This is a genomic window from Tsuneonella aeria, assembly GCF_009827495.1.
In the GTDB taxonomy this organism is placed as follows: domain Bacteria; phylum Pseudomonadota; class Alphaproteobacteria; order Sphingomonadales; family Sphingomonadaceae; genus Tsuneonella; species Tsuneonella aeria.
This window is the reverse complement of record NZ_WTZA01000002.1, coordinates 123,692-144,615: the sequence shown is the minus strand read 5'-3', so window position 1 is coordinate 144,615 and position 20,924 is coordinate 123,692. Positions and strand designations below refer to the sequence as shown.

Sequence of the window (20,924 nt, the reverse complement as noted above, 5' to 3'; positions counted from 1 at the left end):
GCGCGGATTCGTTTCCAATCGGCCGCGGGCGTCCTTATCTGGCGCGCATGATCGCGCAGACCATCCAGCTGGCGCTTGCCCCGGTGTTCGTGCTGGTGGCGCTGGGCAATATCATGAACCTGCTGTCCACGCGCCTCGGCCGGGTGGTCGATCGCAGCCGCGCCCTGCAGGATCGCCACGGCAGTACCAGCGGGATCGAGCACGACATGGTGGTGCGCGAAATCCGCATCGTTGACCGCCGCATCCGCCTGATCGGCCGCGCCCTGCGGCTGCTGGTGGGCAGCGGCCTCGCCATCGGGGTGACGGTGGCGCTTCTGTTCCTGCAGGAGATCGCCCATGTCGAAATGCAGCGGATCGCCGCGGGCACATTCATGCTGGCTGTGGGGCTGATGATGTGGGCGCTGGTGCTGTTCCTGCACGAAACGCAGGCCGCATCAGCCGCGCTGCGCATCCCGGGCGAATTCCTGGAACGGCGCGGCGACCGCGACAGGTAAGCTGGCAGCTTCGCGGGCACCCCCAACCCCGGGCCGCGGTGGAGCCGATTATCGCCCGGGGCCGTTCGCCATGTCCACCTGCCCCGCATCGCCGACCGAGCTGCCTCCGTCGACGTCGAGGATCGCCCCGGTGATGTACCGGGCCGCCGGCGAGCAGAGGAATACCGCGGCGTCGGCGATTTCACCGATCTCGCCCCAGCGTTTCATCGGGATGCGGCGCTCGCTTGCCTCGCGCATGCCGGGCAGCGGAGACAGGCGCTCCATTCCCTCGGTCCCGGCGATCGGCCCGGGTGAGATGCCGTTGACGCGCACGTCGGGCCCCCATTCGATCGCCAGCGTGCGGACGACCTGGTTCACGCCGGCTTTCGCCGCGCAGGCGTGAACCTGAAGCGCCATCGCCTGGTCCGCCTGCCCCGCCGTGATCGCGATGAGCGAAGCGGGTGCCTGCGGGCTCCGGGCAAGCAGGTCGTGACACGCGCGGAAGGTGTTGAAGGTGCCCAAGAGATCGATATCGACGACGGTCTTGAAGGCGTTGGCCGACATCCCGAGCGCGGGCGCGAGGAAATTCCCCGCCGCCCCGGCGATGACGATGCCGAGCGGCCCGTGTCGCTCCGCCGCGTGTTCCAGCGCGCCGCGGATGGCGGCGTAATCCCGGACGTCGGCGGAAAGGCCCATGGCGCCCGCCCCGATCGATTCCGCCGCGCCCAGCGCCTTGTCCGCATCGCGCCCGCACACCGCGACTTTCGCACCGAGTTCGGCAAGGCGCCGCGCTATGCCGAGGTTGATGCCGCTCGTGCCCCCGGCGACAAAGGCCGACTGGCCTTCGAACAGCCCGTCGCGGAATGTGGTCATTGTGCATCCTCCCTTGCGCACGCCGGTCGGAGTGGGTCTTCCTGGCGAGGGCGGCCCCGCCCGTCGCTCAGAACCGGATCGCCGCGGTCACATGGACCGGGCGATCAGCATCTTCATGATTTCGTTCGATCCGCCGAAGATGCGGGTCACGCGGCTGTCGCGGAACATGCGGGCGATCGGGTATTCGTTGATGTAGCCCCAGCCGCCGTAGAATTGCAGGCATTTGTCGACCACTTCGCCCTGCAGCTCGGTCAGCCAGTACTTGGCGATGGAGGCGGTGGTCACGTCGAGATCGCCCTTGAGGATCCTGGCGATGCAATCGTTGACGAACACCTTGGCGGCGGTCGCCCGGGCCTTCAGGTCGGCAAGTACGAACTGGGTGTTCTGGAAATCCCAGATCGTCTGGCCGAACGCCTTGCGCTGCTTGACGTAGTCGACCGTGACTTCCAGTGCTTTCTCGATCGTCATCATCGCGCCGATCGCGATCACCAGGCGTTCCTGCGGCAATTCGCCCATGAGCTGGTAGAATCCGCGCCCTTCGATTCCGCCCAGCACGTTTTCGGCCGGCACGAACACGTCATCGAAGAACAGTTCGGACGTGTCGGCCGCATCCATGCCGATCTTGTCGAGCTTCTTGCCGCGGCGGAACCCTTCGGCGCCTTCGGTTTCCAGGATCATCAGGCTGATGCCCTTGGCGCCCTGCGCGGGATCGGTCTTGGCGACCACCAGCACGAAGTTTGCCAGCTGCCCGCTGGAGATGAACGTCTTGGCGCCGCTGATGCGGTATCCGTTTCCGTCTTTCACGGCGGTCGTGGTGATGTTCTGAAGGTCGGAACCGACGCCAGGCTCCGTCATGGCGATCGCGCTGATCAGTTCGCCGGTGACGAGGCGCGGGAGGTACTTCCGCTTCTGCTCTTCGGTGCCGTGGCGCACGACATAGGGCAGGATGATGCCGTTGTGCAGCGAGGATGCGAACCCGTCGACGCCCTTTTCCGATTGCTGGTCCAGCACCACCAGGTCGTGCCGGAAATCCCCGCCATGGCCGCCATATTCCACCGGCACCGTCATGCCGAGCAGGCCGGCCGCGCCCGCCTCGCGCCAGAAGGCGGCCTCGACCATGCCGTCCTCGCGCCATTTCTCGACCCGCGCGGGCGGCGCGTGCTGTTCGAAGAACTTGCCCACCGCGTCCCGATAGACCGCGATATCCTCGTCCTGCATGAACTCGGGGTCTGGAACGTCGATCACGGGCATGGGCTGGTCCTCTCGCGTTGAATGTGGTTGGCTGACACGTATCAGGCGGGTGGCGATCCGCAACGCATTTTGACGCTTACGTTAAGGGCAAGGCATGGAAGCGATCGGTCCGGTTTCGCAGAGCTACATTTCACAGCGCAGTCGCCTTCACTATGCCGACTGGGGCAATCCCGATGCCCCGCCGCTGATCCTGCTGCACGGCGGGCGCGATCACTGCCGCAACTGGGACTGGACGGCCGAGGCGCTGCGCGGTGACTGGCACGTCATCTGCCCCGACCTGCGGGGCCACGGCGACAGTGCGTGGAACAACAACGGCCACTACCCGATCATGGGTTACGTCTATGACCTGGCGCAGCTCGTCCACCAGCTCGGCCTCGCGCCGGTGACGATCGTGGCGCACTCGCTCGGCGGCAACATCGCGCTGCGCTACGCTGGGCTCTATCCCGATATCGTCCGCCGCCTTGTGGCGATCGAGGGCGTGGGCCACGAGCCCGCAACCGCGGAGAAGCGGCGCGCGAAACCTTACGGCGACACCTGGACACGCTGGATCGACAAGAAGCGCGAGGCGAGCGCACGATCGGTGCGCAAGTACGCGACGTTCGACGATGCGCTGGAACGGATGCGGGAGGCCAACACCTACCTCTCAGAAGCGCAAGCCCGCCACCTCACCCTCCACGCCGTGATGCGCAACGAGGACGGCACGTTCTCGTGGAAGTTCGATCCCCACCTCCACGCCTGGCCGCCTGACGAAGTGCCCTTGGAAGGCCACCATGCCCTGTGGGGCGCGATCACCTGCCCCACGCTGATGATCTACGGCGCGGATTCCTGGGCCAGCAATCCGCAAGAGGACGGGCGGCTGCAGTACTTCGGCGACAACGTGCGGGTTAGCGAATACGAACGCGCGGGGCACTGGGTGCACCACGATAGGTTCGAGGATTTCGTGGCGGAGGTGGCGGCGTTTATCGCGTGAGATAGCCAAGCCCCGCGTAAAGCACGGGGCGACGATGAGGCTAGATTGTCCACAAAATTCTCGTCAGCCCGTGCTCGACACGGGCCTGGGCTTTTCGCCCACCGTTCCGACTACGCCACCGTCCCCGCCACGCGCAGCCCCGCAATCTCCTCCGCTCCCATCCCCAGCGACGCGAGAATCTCCTCCGTCTGATCCCCCGGCATCGGCGCGGGCTGCGGCGTGGCGGTCGTCGTGGCCGAATAGCGCGGCGCGGGGGCGGGTTGCATTGCGCCGCCGACCTCGACGAACGTGCCGCGCGCCTGGTTGTGCGGGTGCGCCACGGCCTCGCTCATGGTCAGCACCGGGGCGTAGCAGACGTCGGTGTGTTCCATGAGGGCGTCCCACTCGGCGCGGGTCCTGGTCTTGAACAGCGCGGCGAGCTTGGCCTTGAGCGCGCCCCATTGGCGCTTGTCGTGCTGGGCATCGAAGTCCTTGTCCTGCGCCAGGCCCGCGCGGGCGCGAAGCTCGGCGTAGAACTGCGGTTCGATGCTGCCGATGGAGACGAACTTGCCGTCGGCCGTTTCGTAAGTGTCGTAGAAGTGCGCGCCGGTGTCGAGCATGTTGGCGCCGAGCTCTTCCGACCACACGCCCATCGCCTTCATCCCGTGCATCATGCTCATCAGCACGGCGGTGCCGTCGGTCATCGCGGCGTCGATCACCTGGCCCTCCCCGCCGCGCGCGACGTTGAGCAGCGCGGCGACCATGCCGAACGCCAGCATCATCCCCCCGCCGCCGAAATCGCCGACCATGTTGATCGGCGGGGTCGGCTTGCCCCCGGCGCGGCCGAAGTGCGCCAGCGCGCCGGCGAGCGCGATGTAGTTGATGTCGTGCCCGGCGTAGGGGGCGTAAGGTCCGGTCTGCCCCCAGCCGGTCATGCGGCCGTAAACGAGCTTTGGATTGTCGCCGAGCAGTTCGTCCGGCCCGAGCCCCAGCCGCTCCATCACGCCAGGGCGGAAGCCTTCGATGATCCCGTCGGCGCTGGCGCAGAGCCGCCGGGCGAGCGCGACGCCTTGCGCACTCTTGAGGTCGATCGCGATCGACTTGCGGCCGCGGGCGAGCACGTCGAGCGCGGTCACCGGCATCGAACCGCCGCGCCCGCCGCTGGCGCGGTCGATGCGGATCACCTCGGCGCCGTGGTCCGCCAGCATCATGCCGCAGAACGGGCCCGGGCCGATCCCCGCGAATTCGACGATACGAAGGCCCTGGAGCGGTCCTTTGCCGGTTTCGCGCATCAGCGGCCTTTCCAGTTGGGCGCGCGCTTTTCGGCGAAGGCGGCGGCGCCCTCGCGCGCGTCCTCGCTGACGAAAACCGGGCCCATCAGCGCGCCCTGCCGTTCATAGCGTTCGCCCATGGGCCAGCCGCGCGATTCCCGCACGATCGCCTTCGACACCCGCACCGCGAGCGGGCCGTTCGCGGCGATGCTGGCGGCCAGTTCCAGCGCTCCGTCGAGCGCAGAACCATCGGTCACCCGGTTTATCAGCCCCAGTTCGTAGGCGCGCGCCGCGTCGATGAAATCACCCGTCAGCGCCAGTTCCATCGCGATCCGTTCCGGGATCTGGTCGGGCAGCATCATCACGCCTCCGGCGGCAGCGACGAGGCCGCGCTTCACTTCGGGAATGCCGAATTTCGCGGCGGCGTTTGCCACCACCAGGTCGCAGGCGATCATCAGTTCGAGCCCGCCGGCGAGCGCATAGCCTTCGACCGCCGCGATCAGCGGCTTCTTCGGCGGTGCCTGGACGATCCCGCCGAAGCCGCGCCCTTCGATCATCGGGCTTTCGCCGCGCAGGAAGCCCTTGAGATCCATGCCCGAACAGAACGTCCCGCCCGCGCCGGTGAGGATGCCGACGCGCAAGTCGTCTTCGGCATCGAGCCGGTCCATCGCCGCCGCGATCCCTTCGGCCGCAGCCTTGTTCATCGCGTTCTTCGCCGCGGGCCGGTTGATGGTGACGATCAGGACCCCGTCTCGCACTTCGGTCAGCACTTCGGCGTCTCGCGATTCTTCCGTCACGGCCATTCTCCCATTTCGCTTTGCAACTTGCTTGTGCCGGTTCTTCCCAAGCCTTACGCTTGCGTCAACCGATTCCGGACAGCGAACAAGAGGACCGTTACCGATGGCCGAAGCCTACATCATCGATGCCGTGCGCACCCCCCGGGGCGTGGGCAAGGTGGGCAAGGGCGCCCTGGCGCACATGCACCCGCAGCACCTGGCCGCGACCGTCCTCAAGGCGATTGCCGAACGCAACGATCTCGACACCAGGGACGTCGACGACGTGATCTGGTCCACCAGCTCGCAGAAGGGCAAGCAGGGCGGCGACCTGGGGCGCATGGCGGCGCTCGACGCAGGGTATGACGTGACGAGTTCCGGCATGACGCTCGACCGGTTCTGCGGCGGCGGCATCACCTCGGTGAACCTCGCCGCAGCCCAGGTGATGAGCGGCATGGCCGACCTAGTCGTCGCCGGCGGGTCCGAGATGATGAGCTATACCGCAAGCGCGATGCAGGAAGAAATGCAGGCCGGCATCCGTCCGCTCGGCATGGGTTCAGGCAACGACCGCCTGCGCGCGGTTCACCCGCAGAGCCACCAGGGCGTATGCGGCGATGCCATCGCGACGATGGAAGGCTTCACCCGCGAGGAGCTCGACGCGCTGGCATTGCGCAGCCAGCAGAATGCCGACCGCGCCATTCGCGAAGGGCGTTTCGACAAGTCGCTGGTGCCGGTCACCGACGAAAGCGGCACCGTCGTGCTCGACCGCGAGGAATTCCCCCGCCCGCAGACGACGGCAGAAGGCCTCGCCGACTTGCAGCCCAGCTTCGGCAAGATCGCCAAAATGCCCCTCGATGAACAGGGCACCACGTTCGGCGGCCTTGTCACGCAGAAGTATCCTGACCTCGAGATCGAGCACTTCCACCACGCCGGAAACAGTTCGGGCGTGGTCGATGGCGCGGCCGCCATCCTGCTTGCTTCGAAAGAATACGCCGAGAAGCACGGGATGAAGCCCCGCGCCCGGATCGTCGCCACCGCCAACATGGGCGACGATCCGACGCTGATGCTCAACGCGCCTGTCCCCGCCGCGAAGAAGGTGCTGGAAAAGGCCGGCCTGACAAAGGACGACATCGACGTATGGGAAATCAACGAGGCGTTCGCGGTCGTCGCGGCCAAGTTCATCCGCGACCTCGACCTGCCCGAGGAGAAGGTGAACCCCAACGGCGGCGCGATCGCGCTCGGCCATCCGATCGGCGCGACCGGATCGATCCTCATCGGCACCGCGCTCGACGAGCTTGAACGCACCGGCGGACGCTATGGCCTCGTCACCATGTGCGCGGCGGGCGGCATGGCGCCTGCGATCGTGATCGAGCGGGTGGAGGATTTCGCCGACTAGGCATCACGCTTTCGGTCCGAATGCGCAGCGGCGGGCTTTGACAAAAAGCCCGCCGTTTGCTATTTGGTTTCAATAGAAACTAAGCGCCCGCGGAGATACATATGGCCGACCTGTTCGAGAACCCCATCGGGCTCGACGGATTCGAATTCGTCGAGTTCTGCGCCCCGGAGAAAGGCGTGCTCGAGCCGGTGTTCGCCAGCATGGGCTTCACCCAGGTCGCCAATCACCGTTCCAAGGACGTCCAGCTGTGGCGCCAGGGCGGGATCAACCTGATCGCCAACTACGAACCGCGCAGCGCGGCGTGGTTCTTCGCGCGCGAACATGGCCCCTCCGCCTGCGGAATGGGCTTTCGCGTGCGCGATGCGCGCAAGGCCTACGCGCTGCTGACCGAAAAGGGCGCCGAACCGGTCCAGGTCGAAACCGGGCCGATGGAACTGCACATCCCCGCGATCCGGGGCATCGGCGGGGCGATCGTCTATCTGATCGACCGATACGACGGGAAGACCGGCGCCAGCGGCGAAAATGCCGATCTCACGATCTACGATATCGATTTCGAATATCTGCCGGGCGTGGAGCGCCGCCCGGAAGGCGCCGGTTTCAGCCACATCGATCACCTGACCCATAACGTCTATGGCGGGCGGATGAAGTTCTGGGCGGATTATTACGAGACGCTCTTCAATTTCCGCGAGATCCGCTATTTCGACATCAAGGGCGAATACACGGGCCTCACATCGAAGGCGCTGACCGCGCCCGACGGCAAGATCCGCATACCGCTCAACGAGGAAGGCGAAGGCGGCAAGGGCCAGATCGAGGAATTCCTGCGCGAATTCAATGGCGAGGGCATCCAGCACATCGCCCTCATCTGCGACGATCTTCCGGCGGCGTGGGACAAGCTCAAGCAGCTTGGCGTGCCGTTCATGACGGCCCCGCCCCAAACCTACTACCGGATGCTCGACGAACGTCTGCCGGGCCATGGCCAGGACGCCGAGGCCCTCAAGACGCGTGGCATCCTGCTCGATGGCACCACCGATGGCGGCCAGCCGCGCCTGCTGCTGCAGATCTTCGCGCAGGCCCAGGTCGGCCCGGTGTTCTTCGAGTTCATCCAGCGCAAGGGGGACGAAGGGTTCGGCGAAGGCAACTTCAAGGCCCTGTTCGAGAGCATGGAGCGCGACCAGATCGAACGCGGCGTGCTGCAGGTGGAAGAGCCTGCGGAATAACCCGGGACCAGCGGAGTTGGGTAGATGAGCGATCAGGCAGCACACCCCGTCAAGCTCGGCGGCGTCCACCACGTCGCCTATCGCTGCAAGGACGCGGCCGAGACGGTCGAATGGTACGGCCGGGTGCTGGGCATGGATTACACCACCGCCTTTGCCGAGGACCACGTGCCCTCCACCGGCGCATACGATCCCTACATGCACGTCTTTCTCGACGCGGGGGGCGGCAACGTGCTGGCGTTTTTCGAGCTTCCCAACCAGCAGGACATGGGGCGTGACGAGAACACGCCGGCCTGGGTCCAGCACCTCGCCTTCAAGGTCGCCGACGAGGAGGCCCTGCGCGCCGCCAAGGCCCATGTCGAAGCGCAGGGCATCGAGGTGCTCGGCCCGACGCATCACGGCATCTTCAAGTCGATCTATTTCTTCGATCCCAACGGGCACCGGGTGGAACTGGCCGCCGACATCGGGACGGACGCGCAATATGCGGAACTGAAGCGCGTCGCCCCGCTGATGCTGGAAGAATGGAGCGCGACGAAGAAGGCGCCGCGCCACGCGGACTGGCTGCACGAACTGGCCCGCAAGGAACACGGCAACGCCTGATCCTTCCGGGACGCGGGCCGACGGCCGCGTTACCGGTAAATTTACCCCTCGCCCCTAGACCGCCAGCACTTCAACTGGCGGAAATTAAACGACATGCGCGGCGGAAACAATCCAGAGGTCAGCGTCATCGGCCTCGGCTACATCGGCCTGCCGACCGCTGCGATCATCGCGCGGGCGGGATGCCGCGTGACCGGCGTGGACGTGTCGCAGGCCGTGGTCGACACGATCAACCGGGGCGAGATCCACATCGAGGAGGTCGATCTCGACGGGCTGGTGCAGGGCGTGGTCCAGCGGGGGCTGCTCCGCGCCGCGACCGAAGTCGCGCCGGCCGATGTGTTCGTGATCGCCGTGCCGACCCCGTTCGAAAAGGACGGCCACCACACGCCCGACACCAGCTATGTCCTCGCCGCGGCGACCAGCGTCGCCACCGTCCTCAAGAAGGGCGACACGGTGATCCTGGAATCGACCTCTCCCGTCGGCACGACGGAGGCCTTGCGCGACAGGCTCGCCAGCCTGCGCCCCGATCTTGCCCTGCCCGGCCTGTGCGAGGGCACGGCAGACGTGGCGATCGCCTACTGCCCGGAACGCGTGCTGCCGGGCCGCATCCTTGAAGAACTGACGCACAACGATCGTTCCATCGGCGGGATCACGCCGCGCTGCGCCCGCAAGGCGCTGGCCTTCTACAAGCTGTTCGTGCGCGGCACCTGCGTAACCACCGACGTGCGATCGGCCGAGATGACCAAGCTGGTCGAGAACGCCTACCGCGACGTCAACATCGCCTTCGCCAACGAACTGTCGATGATCGCCGACCGCATGGGCCTCGACGTGTGGGAGGTGATCCGCCTCGCCAACCGCCACCCGCGGGTCGACATCCTCCAGCCGGGCCCAGGGGTGGGCGGCCATTGCATCGCGGTGGACCCCTGGTTCATCGTGCACGGCGCGCCGGAGGAATCGCGCATCATCCGCACCGCGCGCGAGGTCAACGACGCCAAGATGCACCACGTCCTCGCCCGCGCCGCCGCGCTGGTGGAGGCGCACCCCCATGCGTCCGTCGCGTGCATGGGCCTGGCATTCAAGGCCAACATCGACGACTTCCGCGAAAGCCCCGCGCGCTTCGTCGCCGCCAGCCTGGCCCGCCGTTTCGGATCGCGGGTCAGGGTGGTGGAACCGTTCGCGCACGCGCTTCCGCGCGAGTTCGAAGGGACCGGCGCCGCGCTGGTCGATCTCGACACGGCGCTGGAGACTTGCGGCGTGCTGATCGTGCTGGTGGACCATGACGTGTTCCGCGCCGTGCCGCTGGCCGAACGCGGCGGCGCAGCGATCTACGACACGCGCGGGATCTGGCCGGATTCGGGATCGACAGGCCCGACCGCGGAGCTGCGGCTGGCGAGCTAGTCCAGCGCCGGTTCGGGGCAGCGGACGAACGCCGCCACTTCCGAGACGAGCGCCTGGCGCGCCGTCGATGGCGCCAGGCGCGCAGGCGCGAGGCCGGGCGTCATGATCAGCCTCTCGAGCGCGGCTTCGTTCCACGCGACATATATGCCCGGGTAATCTTCCAGCGCGGCCGCCGTGGCGAGCTGGTGATCGCTGCGGTGTTCGCCCAGGGCAGCGCGGCGGGGAATGACGATTATCGGCTTTGCCGCCCGCGTGCCGGTGAAGATCGTGCCGATGCCGGCATGACCCACGATAAGCCGCGCTTGCGATGCGAGCGCGGCGAACCGTTCCGGCGGGATGAGCCGGTGCTGTTCGATCGTGCGTCCGGCCACGGGATCGGCGCACGTCTGCGCCACGATGTGCAGGCCATGGCGGCGCGCCAGCCGCTCCAGGGTATCGATCAGGCGCGGAAAGGGAAGCTGGGTGCCGACCGTGGCAAGGATCACAAGACCGATCCCTTGAACTCGGCGCCCGCACAGGTAAATGACCGCAGCCAGCGGAATGATCGGCGCCAGCGGATGGCCGCTCTTGCGAGCCGCGGGCATCGGAGCGGCGAGCGGGCCGGCGCGATCGACCGGATGGGTGCTGACAGGCCCTGGCATGTGGTGTGCGCGTGCCCTTGGATGATGCAGCCGGCGGATCAGCCCCCGCTGCGCTGTCTATCGGTAAAGTGCCGCTATCGCAATCTGTTGCCGATCAGGACCGATCGCCCCGTTCGGCCGCCATCTGCTGCGCCAGCATGTGCCGCAGGTTGACCCGCCAGTGCGTGGGCGCCTGGCCGAGCAGCGCGCGCGTCGCGGCCGAATCCAGCAGCGAGAACGCTGGGCGATGGGCGGGCAACGGATAATCGGCCGTCGCGATGGGGAGGACGGGCACGGCCCGCTCCAGCATCCCCAGCGCCAGGGCTTCTTCCTGCACCGCAACGGCGAAATCGTACCAGCTCGCGACCCCCGCGTCGCTGTGGTGGAACACGCCCGCATGCCCGCCGAGCGCGAGCGCCCAAACCGTGTCGGCGAGCCCCGCGGCCCAGGTCGGCGCGCCGATCTGGTCGGCGACCACGCGCACTTCGTCGCGGGTGCGCATCAGGCGGAGCATCGTGTTCACGAAATTCGCGCCGCCGGCGCCGTAAACCCAGGCCGTGCGAACGATGGCGGCGGCTGGCCCAGCGGCGTCCTCACCCGCGGCCTTGCTCCGGCCGTAAACGGACAGGGGATTTCGCCCGTCGTCGGGCCGGTAGGCACGCGGGCTGGTTCCGTCGAACACGAAATCGGTCGAAACGTGCACCAGCCGCGCGCCCGTGGCTCGCGCCGCATGCGCGATCGCGCCGACGGCCGCCGCGTTGACCGCGAATGCGGCACTTTCGTCGCTCTCCGCGCGGTCGACGGCGGTGTAGGCGGCGGCGTTCAGGATCGCATCGGGCCGGTGTGCCTCGACCTCGCGCGCGATGACGGAGGGGTCGGACAAATCAAGTTCAGCGCGGGTGAGCCCCGTGGCCTCCCAGCCTTCAGGGACCGCATCCATCAGTGCGCGGCCGAGCTGTCCGGCGGCTCCGGTTATCAATGCTTTCAAGACGGTGCGCTCCAGTGCTGCGACGTGTTCGGCGGGCGGGTAATGCGAAAGCAGCGCAAAGAGGGCCGGTCAACCGCCGTCGGCCCAGGCGCGCAGATCGGCCCCTACGCTCGACATCGCACCGCGCGCATCGACCCGGGCTCGCAGATAGGCGGCCGTGCGCCGCAATGCCCACTCCGGCCAGCCGAGCCAGCGCCAAGGGCTGTGCGCCCCGACCCCGGCGATCGCAGCGAGTTGCGCCGGGTCCGGAGAAAAGGCCAGCCGCAACGCGCCCAGGCTGCTTGCGCCGCCCCCTGCCTCACGCGCGACCCGTTCCAGGATATGGCGCCTTTCCAGCGATCCGGGTGGGGCCAGCAATGCCGCGATGGCGGCAGGGACGTGCGGCCCTGCGTCCGCCACGTCATCCTCCAGGGCGCCGGGCACCCAGCGCGCGCCGAAGCGCTGGGCGACAGCCGCCAGCAGCGCCAGGGACCGACGCGCGCCAGCCTCTTCTGCGATCGCGATCGTCAGCGGCCAGTCGATGCCGGCATGTCCGCCGGCAGCGCCGGCACCCGCAGCGCTCGTGGACCAGGAGATGCAAAGTGACTTGGATTAAGACGCACTTCACTGCTGACTTCGCGTGTCCGGAAAGGCGCTCCTAATCCCTCCTTCGCCTTTCTGGATCTTGCTGTGACGGCGCCTGTAATCTTCCTTGTGGAGCAGCTGTTTTAGCTGGACTTAGCCCTAGAAGCCGACTGTCTGCTTCCGGCCCAACTCCGGACGTTCATAGTACCAGCGGGAACGGCAGCAATTGGGCCGGTAGCGGACTGGCAGCCTTGCGGCTTAGGGCCCGGGAAAGCCGACTGGCAGGAAACGACCTAATTGCGGACATCCGTGTGAGCTCTTTCAACGGTCTGCTGGCGTAGAAGTTCGGACGCTAGGGGCCTCGTCTTCGCATCACGGTTGAATGGTGCCTCAGGATCTAGATCCTCAAGCGGCACGAAACTGTCCCGTGCCCGTTAAAAGGCCCATGCCAACAACTCATATCAACAACTCGCCAGCCTCCTCGGTCCGCTGGTTCGTGATTGCGGCGGCCCTCCTGCAAGTTCTGATTCCCGTGCTCCCGAGCCTCGGAATCGGAGAACCCATTGGCTCGCAGTCAGACGACGTCAGGACCCTCATCACCCCGGCCGGCTGGGCGTTCTCGATCTGGGGAGCGCTCTATACCGGCGCGTTCGTGTTCGCGGTCTACCAGTTCCTCCCGAGCAACACGGCCGATCCGCTGCTCGCAAAATTGCGCTGGCCCGCCGCGGGCGCATTCGCCGGCAACGCGGTTTGGGCGCTGTATACACAGTCGTTCGGACTGTCGGCGATTTCGGCCGCGATCATCATCTTCACTCTCGTGTGCCTCCTGCGTTGCTATCGGGTGTTTTCCGCGTGGGATGGCGGTTTCACCACGGCGCAGCGGTGGATGGCGGTGCTTCCGCTAAGCGCGCTGGCCGCGTGGCTGACCGCAGCGACGATCGTCAACATCGCGGCCTCGCTGCGGTTTCACGGCGTAGAGGCGGGTGACGCCACCCCGCTGATCAGCGCGGCGATCGTGGTCGTCGGCGGGATCATCGCCGCGCTCGCGCTCGCGCGCGGTTGCGGCAATCCACCTTACGCGCTGGTATTCCTGTGGGCGCTTTCGGCGATTTATGCGGCGGGCGGGCAAAGGGCGGAGGCGGTCGCGCTGGCGGCTGCCGTTTCGGCAGTGCTGGTCGTGATCGGTGCGATCGTCGGGCTCAGGCGAGCGCCTTCAGGGATGTGGTTCGGAGTGCCTTCCGGTCAGAACCGGTAACCGGGCGTCTGGGAGGGAAGGACGCCAACAAGCCCAACACATGGCGTGACCTGATCGCCTGCGCTGAGACTGCGATCGCAAAGGGCCTAACGACGCCGGAAATGCTTTTCATCACTGGCGGTTCTGCCGGCGGCATTCCCATGGTTATGTCCCCGATCGAACGGCCAGAGCTATTCGCGGGTGTGATCAATCAGGTTCCAATGGCCAGTGCATTGCGAGCCGAATTTCAGACTAACGGGCCGGCTAACATCCCGGAATTTGGGACGATCAAGGACGAACCAGGCTTCAGAAATCTGCTTGCCATGGATGGCTACCAGCAATTGAAAGAGGCCACTCGCTACCCGCCGTATCTCATTACGACAGGCCTCAACGACAGCCGAGTAGACAGTTGGCAACCAGCGAAGCTTGCCGCTCGCATGCGCGCGATCAACCCCGACAACGTCGTCTTGCTTCGGGTTGATGAAGAGGCAGGCCATGGAATTGGCTCAACGAAGAGCCAAGTCGATGCGCTCTGGGCTGACATGGTTACCTTCATCAACTGGCGTCTGAGCCGTGAAGGATGGTCTCTTTTGCCCGACTGATCGCCTGATTTGCTTTAGCAGCTTGCATACGATCGAGGTCAGCGGAACGGCAGGCTTCGCCCATCTAGCTTCCGCGGAGGTGATGGCAGTGTTTGGGCCAGTTGCGGAATGGCAGCTCTACACGTGCTGTGACCGATAAGACGCCTGTCTGCTACCGACCCAATGCGGACACCAGTCCAGCGCTCGAAAGCGGCAGGAGCGTCGACCGACAACATGTGACAACGGCGGGAACCCCTGGCCGCTCCTCCGGTTGACCGGACGAGGGGAAGCACGATTCATCAATCACATGATTCTGAGACCGCTACTCGGGCGGAGTTGCTGCTTGAAAGCGTCACCGATTACGCAATCTATATGCTCGATCCCGGTGGCACAGTCCGCTCTTGGAACACGGGAGCGCAGCGCCTCAAGGGATACGAGCCCTCGGAGATAATCGGCGAGCATTTCTCCCGGTTCTATACCCAGAAGGATAGTTCCGCGGGCGCGCCTCAAGCTGCTCTTGCTGCGGCGCTGGCTGAAGGACGCTTTGAAGCCGAGGGCTGGCGGGTCCGAAAGGATGGAAGCCGCTTTTGGGCCAACGTAATCATCCAGGCTATCCGCGATGAGCGTGGCGATCATGTGGGATTTGCCAAGATCACGCGCGACCTCACGGAGAGAAGGAGCGCGGAAGAAGCTCTTCGTAGGAGCGAAGAACGCTTTAGAATGCTGGTTCAGGGGGTAACTGACTATGCGATCTACATGCTCGACACGGCAGGTAACGTGGCGAGTTGGAATGCCGGTGCTGAGCGATTTAAAGGGTATAGCGAGAGCGAGATTGTCGGAGAGCATTTTTCCCGATTTTACACCGATGAGGATCGAGCGGCAGGGATCCCTGCAACTGCGTTAGAAACCGCGTCCGCGGAAGGTCGCTTCGAAGCAGAAGGGTGGCGGGTTCGAAAAGATGGAACCCGTTTTTGGGCGAGCGTGGTAATCGATCGTATCGTCAACGACCAAAGCGAACTTCTCGGCTTTACAAAGGTCACTCGCGATTTGACAGAGCGGCGGAACGCGCAAATCGAGCTGGAGCAGTCGCGCGAACATTTTTTCCAATCGCAGAAAATGGAGGCAATCGGGCAACTCACCGGGGGCGTCGCTCATGACTTTAACAATATCTTGGCGGCGATCCTCAGCAGTCTCCGCATCGCCCAGCGACGTATCTCGGCCGGACGAGAATCCGACAGCTTTATCGAGAACGCAATTAGTGCAGCAGAGCGCGGAGCCACCTTAACGCAACGCATGCTGGCTTTTGCACGCAAGCAGGAACTCGAGCTCGAGGCCGTCGACCTCTTGAGCGCCGTGCGTGACATGACGCAGCTTCTTCAACGAACGATCGGAGCGGGGATTGCAATACGCCTTGCGTTTCCGTTGCAGCTTCCTCCGGTGGTCGCTGATCGAAGTCAGCTCGAGTTGGCGATCATGAACCTGGTGGTAAATGCGCGTGACGCAATGCCGAATGGGGGCACGGTCACGATCGGTGCAACCAAAGTCGAAGGCGGCGAGTCAGCAGAAGACATGGTTTGTCTGTCTGTCCTAGACGAAGGTGAGGGCATGGATCAGGCTACGCTTACGCATGCAGCCGAGCCGTTCTTCACGACCAAAGGCGTCGGCAAGGGAACTGGCTTGGGCCTTTCAATGGTGAAAGGGATGACCGAGCAGTTTGGGGGCGCCTTCAAGCTCAGCAGCGAAGAAGGTCGAGGAACAACCGTAGAAATATGTCTTCGCATAGCCAATGAGGAGTCACCTGCGGACTCTATCCCACCGGACACTGTAACCTCGCCGGTCGCCAAAACTCTCCGCATACTTGCGGTCGACGATGACGCACTTATCCTCCTCAACACTGTGACGATCCTAGAGGATATGGGGCACCAGGTGCACCAGGCCAGTAGCGGAAGGGAAGCGCTCGAAACATTGCAGCGAGAAGCTATCGACCTAATGATCACCGACTATGCGATGCCACACATGAACGGAGCGGAGTTGGTGCGCCGTGCCACGGCAATACTGCCTGACCTCAAAATCATCCTGGCGTCAGGCTATGCGGACCTTCCGCATGGGGAGGAACTCGCATTGCCTCGACTGTCGAAGCCCTATTCCGAAAACGATCTGAACGAAGTCATCCGGCGGCTGTCATAATCTTAGGGTTTGCTTCGAAATGGGATTCTGCGGTTAGGCCTGTGCCGCAGTCGCAAGTGACAGCTTTCCACCCATTTTCAGAGGGTCAGTTCGCTGCCGTACGGTCGGAGAAGCGGCCATCCCACGAAGGAATGACCGCTCCGATGTCAGATTTCAGTGCGCTCCGCGAGCAGGAGAGCATCTTCAACGTCGACTCCGAGATATCGGACCGTGTTCTCGATCTTCGTATGGCCGAGCAGGATCTGCACGGCGCGCAGATTGCCGGTCGCCTTGTAGATCATCGAAGCCTTGGTTCGACGAAGGGAGTGCGTGCCGTACTCTGCACGTCGAAGACCGATCGCCGTCACCCATTCATCGACCAAGCGAGCATATTGTCTGGTGCTCATGTGGTTTGAGCGGTCGACGCGGCTGGGGAACGTATGCTCGTCAAGCGAGCCACCGCGCAGCTCCAACCAGGCAAGCAAGCTGGCGCGCACATCGTTTGTCAGCTCGAACTGGACCGGTCGGCCGGTCTTCTGCTGTATTACGATGGCCCGAGTGCGGACCTCATCGCCAGCGACGAGGTCTCCGATCTTGATCTTCACCAGGTCGCAGCCACGCAGCTTGCTGTCGATCGCAAGATCAAACAGCGCGCGGTCCCGAAGCCGGCCCTCCCGATCGAGGAAGAAGCGGACCGCCCAAATCTGCTTTTGCGTCAGTGGCCTCTTGGTACCGACAGTCTTGCCAGCATTCCAAGGTGCTCTCCCCTGCATCGATGGATCGTATTGTGAGTAGCCCATGGCATTTCTCCGCGGCCGGAATGGCCGTGAGAGAAACAGACCTGCGGGTCGGATGCTGGGCCGGAAGCAGACAGTCGGCTTCTAGGGCTAAGTCCAGCTAAAACAGCTGCTCCACAAGGAAGATTACAGGCGCCGTCACAGCAAGATCCAGAAAGGCGAAGGAGGGATTAGGAGCGCCTTTCCGGACACGCGAAGTCAGCAGTGAAGTGCGTCTTAATCCAAGTCACTTTGCATCTCCTGGTCCACGAGCGTTGCGGGTGCCGGCGCTGCCGGCGGACATGCCGGTCAGGAGGAGAGTGGCCGGGCGCTCGATTTCTGTTACCGCCATCATGACAAGGGGGAGATATTCATGAGCAGGAACAAAGTCCTAGTCATCCTGGCGAGCATAGCGGTGATCGGCGCGGCGGCGTTGTGGTACTTCGCATCGCCAGCCTACGCGATGAACCAATTGAAGAACGCCGCACAAAGCGGGGACAGCACCCAGCTCGAAGAGTCGATCGACTTCCCGAAGGTGCGTGAGTCGCTGAAGACGCAACTTCGTGCCGTGATGGCCCGCGAAATGGCCAAGCCCGAGATTGAGGACAACCCCTTCGGCAAGATCGGCGCGGTGATCGCGATGGGCATGGTTGACGGCATAGTAGAGGGGTTCGTCACCCCCGAGAGCATGTACGCCATGATTGAAGAGGGGAAAATGCAGAAGCCGGGCGAAATTGGTGCGCAAGCCGGGGAGGCCAAGTCGGTGAATTGGGATATCGACCGCGACGGCTTCGACACGTTTACCGCGACGCCGAAGGCCGCTGACGGGAAGTCCGGTCCCTGCCTGATCTTCGAGCGCTACGGTCTCGGTTGGAAGCTATCAGGACTAAAGCTACCGCCTGAGGCGACCGCAGCACCCTGATCAGGCCTGGACCAGTCGGCGCCGATACTCCGCAATACGGGTCGTTGCGGCAGGGCGATGACTCCCGACGGAAGCTGCATTCACATTTGTGAGGTGATTTTCGCCCACCTCGCTAAGGAGATCCTACAACCACCATCGTAAAGAACCATGCGCAAACGCGATAAAATCCGCCGAGCAATATCCGGCCTGGTGCTTCTATCAATCCCGCTCAGTCTCGTGGGCTTTTTCTTCCTTCTCCAGGGAGAGTTTCACGATATTCGACAATTGCGGACAGTGGTCGACAGATCAGTCGAGCGCAGGGCCACGTTAGCCAGCCTTCTGGTAGATCATCTCGATGTCCAAACCGGCCAGCAGGGCTATATCCTGACGGGCCGAAGTGAGTTTCTCGAACCCTATACGCGCGGTAAAAGCCGCATAGCCTCAGATTTCAGCAAGCTTGACCAGCAAGCATCCGAAAACCCGTCGTATGCAGGGGATACTGCTGTCCTAAAGAGACTGTCGGCGAGCAAGTTGGCTTTCGTCGAGGCGTCCCTGGCACAAACCCGAGCCGGCGACCTGGCGGCATCGCGCGCCATCATCGCAGAGGGAACCGGCAAACGCCTGATGGACGCCATCCGCTCCGAAGTGCAGCGGCTGGACCGGATCGAGGAGCGACGTCTCGCGCGGACCATCGGCATTCGCGACGAGTCCAGGCTACGTATCGAAACGACGACTTACCTACTGCTTGCCGTGTTCTCTGTGTTGCTGGCGCTGGTTGGAATAGTGACGGCGCGCGCAGTCCGGGCACGAAAGATCCAGCTCTTGCGGGCTGATGAACTCGCAGCGCGCTTCCGGGCCGTCATCAACGGCACTGCAGACGGGCTTATGCTTCTGGACGAAGAGGGGAACATCCGGGGAACCAATCCGAGCATTACGCGGCTGTTCGGCTACGACGAGGATGAGCTGATCGGACGGCACAACACCTTCCTGATGGCCGATCCACCCGTGCTTGAGGACAGCATGAAGTGGCTGCGACGGGTGGGAGTCGCGGGCCGAGACGGTGCGGGCGGACGGCAGGAGTTTACCGGAAGACGAAAGGACGAATCTAGGTTCGAAACCGATGTGACAATCAGCCAGATTGCGCCCGGCGCGGGCTACGTCGCCATTGTTCGCGATGTTACGAACCAGAAACGGGTCGAAGGCCTGAAGACCGAGTTCGTCTCCACGGTTAGTCATGAACTTCGCACACCGCTGACTTCGATTGGCGGCGCGCTCGGCTTGATTTCGTCAGGTGCGGTGGGTCCGGTCGGCGAAAAAGCGATGCGCCTCGTCCAGATCGCTTACAACAACTGCGAGAGGCTCGTGCGCCTGATCAACGATATCCTCGATATCGAGAAGATCGAGGCAGGCAAAATGCACTTCGACATGCGGCGCTTGAGGGTCTCGCCGCTGATCGACCGGGTCGTGGCGAGTAACACCCACTTTGCAGCCGACCGCGGAGTCACGCTGGAGGCCCACCATCCGGCGTGGCCGCTGGTCGTCGAGGGCGATGCAGATCGGCTGGAGCAGCTGCTGACCAACTTGGTTTCCAACGCGATCAAGTACTCGCCCTCGGGCGGCATGGTGGAGATTATCGCCCGCCAAGAGGGTACGAACGTGCGGATCGACGTGTGCGATCGGGGCGCAGGAATACCAGAGGAGTTCCGTAGCCGGATCTTCGGGAAATTTGCGATGGCCGACAGTTCCGACAGTCGCGCTCGCGGAGGCACGGGTCTCGGTCTCTCGATCGCGCGAGAGATCGCCCAGCGTCACAATGGCCAGATATCCTTCAGTGAGCGGCAGGGCGGCGGCACAACCTTCTCGGTCGACCTGCCGATGATCTGCGAAATGGGCAGTGAAGAGGAGAGCGCCCTCTCGACAGGGCTACCGGCGATCCTGCATCTGGACGACGACCATGACTGTCTCGACATTGTCAGCAGTACCTTCGCGGGTCGAGCCAACATTGTCTCCGTGGCGACATTGGAAGAAGCGCGTGCGACGGCCGCGAGCGGCTCGTTCGCCGCGGCGATCATCGATGTGGGTGTGGCGCCGCACAGCGGCCTGTCTCTCGTGCCGATACTGCGGACTATGCAGCCGTCCGCAAAGCTCGTGCTCTTCACGGCTGCCGACGAACCGTACGAGCAGGGCGAGGTGGACGCAGTGCTGATCAAGAGCCGCCATTCGGTCGAGGATCTTGTGGCGACAACAATGCGTCTGATCGAGCAACCTGGGAAGAGCCGATGATCCGCGTCCTCTACGTTGATGATGAGCCCGATATTCGCGAAATTGCCGAACTGGCGCTCTCGCTCGATCCCGAGTTCGAAGTCCGCACCGCAGCTTCAGGAACACAGGCGCTTTCGCTCGCAGAGGAGTGGCGACCGGCGATCATCCTGCTCGACGTCATGATGCCGGTGATGGATGGACCGGCTGTGCTCTCGCAGCTGCGAGAACGAGGAATCGACACGCCCGTCCTGTTCGTCACCGCTCGCGCGCAGCGGGCAGAAATGCAGAGTTTCTCAATGCTCGACGCAAGGGGCGTGATCGCCAAGCCATTCGACCCCGTTTCGCTTGCTGTCCGCGTTCGCGGGTTCCTGTGACGAATTTGGATAGCAGGATCGCCGCACTGGCGTCGAGCTTTGCCGAGCGGATGCCGGGGGAGCGCGCGGCTATCGCCAACGCGCTTTCTGCTGGTGACCGGGACACGCTCATTGATCGTGCGCACAAGCTCGCGGGCATTGCAGGCATGTTCGGGCGCTCCGACATCGGCACCGCAGCCCTGGAACTGGAGCAGCGCCTCCTCGCATCCACCGATTACGTTGAGGAGACCGAGCGCCTCCTCGATCTTCTCGAACGGCGCTGA

21 protein-coding genes are annotated in these 20,924 nt (G+C 64.3%); 13 read left to right on the top strand and 8 right to left on the bottom strand.

Annotated elements, in window-relative coordinates:
• The first annotated feature begins 47 nt into the window (after positions 1–47).
• The gene (locus GRI40_RS11180; protein WP_160611668.1) at positions 48–494 is read left to right on the top strand and encodes a DUF2721 domain-containing protein; all 447 of its coding nucleotides are present in this window, start codon (positions 48–50) and stop codon (positions 492–494) included.
• Between the two features lie 48 nt (positions 495–542).
• On the opposite strand, the gene GRI40_RS11175 is transcribed toward GRI40_RS11180, so the two are convergent.
• Positions 543–1,346 carry an SDR family oxidoreductase gene (locus GRI40_RS11175; RefSeq protein WP_160611667.1) on the bottom strand — a complete coding sequence of 268 codons (804 nt, stop codon included), beginning with the start codon at positions 1,344–1,346 and terminating at the stop codon, positions 543–545.
• An 87-nt stretch (positions 1,347–1,433) separates the two neighbouring features.
• Complete coding sequence (locus GRI40_RS11170; RefSeq protein ID WP_160611666.1) at positions 1,434–2,597, bottom strand: acyl-CoA dehydrogenase family protein; 1,164 nt, start codon at positions 2,595–2,597, stop codon at positions 1,434–1,436.
• A 94-nt stretch (positions 2,598–2,691) separates the two neighbouring features.
• Here GRI40_RS11170 and GRI40_RS11165 point away from each other — a divergent pair, with 94 nt between their 5' ends.
• A complete protein-coding gene (locus GRI40_RS11165) occupies positions 2,692–3,567 on the top strand; it encodes an alpha/beta fold hydrolase (RefSeq protein WP_160611665.1) in 876 nt (291 codons plus the stop codon).
• 110 nt (positions 3,568–3,677) lie between these two features.
• On the opposite strand, the gene GRI40_RS11160 is transcribed toward GRI40_RS11165, so the two are convergent.
• On the bottom strand, positions 3,678–4,838 hold the full coding sequence (locus GRI40_RS11160; RefSeq protein WP_160611664.1) for a CaiB/BaiF CoA transferase family protein: 1,161 nt from the start codon (positions 4,836–4,838) through the stop codon (positions 3,678–3,680).
• Positions 4,838–5,614: a crotonase/enoyl-CoA hydratase family protein gene (locus GRI40_RS11155; protein WP_160611663.1), complete on the bottom strand. Its 777-nt coding sequence runs from the start codon at positions 5,612–5,614 to the stop codon at positions 4,838–4,840. Before GRI40_RS11155 ends, GRI40_RS11160 begins: the two co-directional genes overlap by 1 nt.
• A gap of 103 nt (positions 5,615–5,717) precedes the next feature.
• Between GRI40_RS11155 and GRI40_RS11150 the strand changes: the two genes are divergently transcribed.
• The 4 genes from GRI40_RS11150 (at position 5,718) to wecC (ending at position 10,195) form a co-directional block, all read left to right on the top strand.
• On the top strand, positions 5,718–6,986 hold the full coding sequence (locus tag GRI40_RS11150; protein WP_160611662.1) for an acetyl-CoA C-acetyltransferase: 1,269 nt from the start codon (positions 5,718–5,720) through the stop codon (positions 6,984–6,986).
• 101 nt (positions 6,987–7,087) lie between these two features.
• Entirely contained in the window at positions 7,088–8,203 is a 1,116-nt protein-coding gene (hppD, locus tag GRI40_RS11145) for a 4-hydroxyphenylpyruvate dioxygenase (protein ID WP_160611661.1), read from the top strand.
• Positions 8,204–8,227: 24 nt separating this feature from the next.
• Positions 8,228–8,800, top strand: a complete 573-nt coding sequence (locus GRI40_RS11140) for a VOC family protein (protein WP_160611660.1) — start codon at positions 8,228–8,230, stop codon at positions 8,798–8,800.
• A 93-nt stretch (positions 8,801–8,893) separates the two neighbouring features.
• Positions 8,894–10,195 carry a UDP-N-acetyl-D-mannosamine dehydrogenase gene (gene wecC, locus GRI40_RS11135; RefSeq protein WP_160611659.1) on the top strand — a complete coding sequence of 434 codons (1,302 nt, stop codon included), beginning with the start codon at positions 8,894–8,896 and terminating at the stop codon, positions 10,193–10,195.
• Here wecC and GRI40_RS11130 read toward each other — a convergent pair.
• From GRI40_RS11130 to GRI40_RS11120, 3 genes are all read right to left on the bottom strand, one after another.
• Positions 10,192–10,836 (bottom strand): glycosyltransferase, encoded by a 645-nt coding sequence (locus GRI40_RS11130; RefSeq protein WP_160611658.1) that lies wholly within the window; start codon positions 10,834–10,836, stop codon positions 10,192–10,194. The two genes, wecC and GRI40_RS11130, sit on opposite strands and share 4 nt — an antisense overlap.
• 94 nt (positions 10,837–10,930) lie before the next feature.
• A complete protein-coding gene (gene rfbD, locus GRI40_RS11125) occupies positions 10,931–11,803 on the bottom strand; it encodes a dTDP-4-dehydrorhamnose reductase (RefSeq protein ID WP_160611657.1) in 873 nt (290 codons plus the stop codon).
• A 69-nt stretch (positions 11,804–11,872) separates the two neighbouring features.
• A complete protein-coding gene (locus GRI40_RS11120; protein ID WP_160611656.1) occupies positions 11,873–12,226 on the bottom strand; it encodes a hypothetical protein in 354 nt (117 codons plus the stop codon).
• 586 nt (positions 12,227–12,812) lie between these two features.
• On the opposite strand from GRI40_RS11120, the gene GRI40_RS11115 reads away from it, so the two are divergent.
• From GRI40_RS11115 to GRI40_RS11105, 3 genes are all read left to right on the top strand, one after another.
• The gene (locus tag GRI40_RS11115) at positions 12,813–13,622 is read left to right on the top strand and encodes a hypothetical protein (RefSeq protein ID WP_160611655.1); all 810 of its coding nucleotides are present in this window, start codon (positions 12,813–12,815) and stop codon (positions 13,620–13,622) included.
• On the top strand, positions 13,589–14,203 hold the full coding sequence (locus GRI40_RS11110) for a prolyl oligopeptidase family serine peptidase (protein ID WP_160611654.1): 615 nt from the start codon (positions 13,589–13,591) through the stop codon (positions 14,201–14,203). Before GRI40_RS11115 ends, GRI40_RS11110 begins: the two co-directional genes overlap by 34 nt.
• A gap of 315 nt (positions 14,204–14,518) precedes the next feature.
• Positions 14,519–16,369, top strand: a complete 1,851-nt coding sequence (locus GRI40_RS11105; RefSeq protein WP_237489157.1) for a hybrid sensor histidine kinase/response regulator — start codon at positions 14,519–14,521, stop codon at positions 16,367–16,369.
• A 146-nt stretch (positions 16,370–16,515) separates the two neighbouring features.
• On the opposite strand, the gene GRI40_RS11100 is transcribed toward GRI40_RS11105, so the two are convergent.
• A complete protein-coding gene (locus tag GRI40_RS11100) occupies positions 16,516–17,148 on the bottom strand; it encodes a tyrosine-type recombinase/integrase (protein ID WP_160611652.1) in 633 nt (210 codons plus the stop codon).
• A 349-nt stretch (positions 17,149–17,497) separates the two neighbouring features.
• Between GRI40_RS11100 and GRI40_RS11095 the strand changes: the two genes are divergently transcribed.
• From GRI40_RS11095 to GRI40_RS11080, 4 genes are all read left to right on the top strand, one after another.
• On the top strand, positions 17,498–18,046 hold the full coding sequence (locus GRI40_RS11095) for a DUF2939 domain-containing protein (RefSeq protein ID WP_160611651.1): 549 nt from the start codon (positions 17,498–17,500) through the stop codon (positions 18,044–18,046).
• Positions 18,047–18,193: 147 nt separating this feature from the next.
• The gene (locus GRI40_RS11090) at positions 18,194–20,308 is read left to right on the top strand and encodes an ATP-binding protein (protein WP_160611650.1); all 2,115 of its coding nucleotides are present in this window, start codon (positions 18,194–18,196) and stop codon (positions 20,306–20,308) included.
• Complete coding sequence (locus tag GRI40_RS11085) at positions 20,305–20,661, top strand: response regulator (RefSeq protein WP_160611649.1); 357 nt, start codon at positions 20,305–20,307, stop codon at positions 20,659–20,661. Before GRI40_RS11090 ends, GRI40_RS11085 begins: the two co-directional genes overlap by 4 nt.
• Positions 20,658–20,924: an Hpt domain-containing protein gene (locus tag GRI40_RS11080; protein WP_160611648.1), complete on the top strand. Its 267-nt coding sequence runs from the start codon at positions 20,658–20,660 to the stop codon at positions 20,922–20,924. Before GRI40_RS11085 ends, GRI40_RS11080 begins: the two co-directional genes overlap by 4 nt.

What these genes read in the sequence shown, in the direction of transcription:
- GRI40_RS11180 (WP_160611668.1), top strand. Translation starts at nt 48, where the DNA reads ATGATCGCGCAGACCATCCAGCTGGCGCTTGCCCCGGTGTTCGTGCTG.
- GRI40_RS11175 (WP_160611667.1), bottom strand. Translation starts at nt 1,346, where the DNA reads ATGACCACATTCCGCGACGGGCTGTTCGAAGGCCAGTCGGCCTTTGTC.
- GRI40_RS11170 (WP_160611666.1), bottom strand. Translation starts at nt 2,597, where the DNA reads ATGCCCGTGATCGACGTTCCAGACCCCGAGTTCATGCAGGACGAGGAT.
- GRI40_RS11165 (WP_160611665.1), top strand. Translation starts at nt 2,692, where the DNA reads ATGGAAGCGATCGGTCCGGTTTCGCAGAGCTACATTTCACAGCGCAGT.
- GRI40_RS11160 (WP_160611664.1), bottom strand. Translation starts at nt 4,838, where the DNA reads ATGCGCGAAACCGGCAAAGGACCGCTCCAGGGCCTTCGTATCGTCGAA.
- GRI40_RS11150 (WP_160611662.1), top strand. Translation starts at nt 5,718, where the DNA reads ATGGCCGAAGCCTACATCATCGATGCCGTGCGCACCCCCCGGGGCGTG.
- hppD (WP_160611661.1), top strand. Translation starts at nt 7,088, where the DNA reads ATGGCCGACCTGTTCGAGAACCCCATCGGGCTCGACGGATTCGAATTC.
- GRI40_RS11140 (WP_160611660.1), top strand. Translation starts at nt 8,228, where the DNA reads ATGAGCGATCAGGCAGCACACCCCGTCAAGCTCGGCGGCGTCCACCAC.
- wecC (WP_160611659.1), top strand. Translation starts at nt 8,894, where the DNA reads ATGCGCGGCGGAAACAATCCAGAGGTCAGCGTCATCGGCCTCGGCTAC.
- GRI40_RS11130 (WP_160611658.1), bottom strand. Translation starts at nt 10,836, where the DNA reads ATGCCAGGGCCTGTCAGCACCCATCCGGTCGATCGCGCCGGCCCGCTC.
- GRI40_RS11115 (WP_160611655.1), top strand. Translation starts at nt 12,813, where the DNA reads ATGCCAACAACTCATATCAACAACTCGCCAGCCTCCTCGGTCCGCTGG.
- GRI40_RS11100 (WP_160611652.1), bottom strand. Translation starts at nt 17,148, where the DNA reads ATGGGCTACTCACAATACGATCCATCGATGCAGGGGAGAGCACCTTGG.
- GRI40_RS11095 (WP_160611651.1), top strand. Translation starts at nt 17,498, where the DNA reads ATGAGCAGGAACAAAGTCCTAGTCATCCTGGCGAGCATAGCGGTGATC.
- GRI40_RS11090 (WP_160611650.1), top strand. Translation starts at nt 18,194, where the DNA reads ATGCGCAAACGCGATAAAATCCGCCGAGCAATATCCGGCCTGGTGCTT.
- GRI40_RS11085 (WP_160611649.1), top strand. Translation starts at nt 20,305, where the DNA reads ATGATCCGCGTCCTCTACGTTGATGATGAGCCCGATATTCGCGAAATT.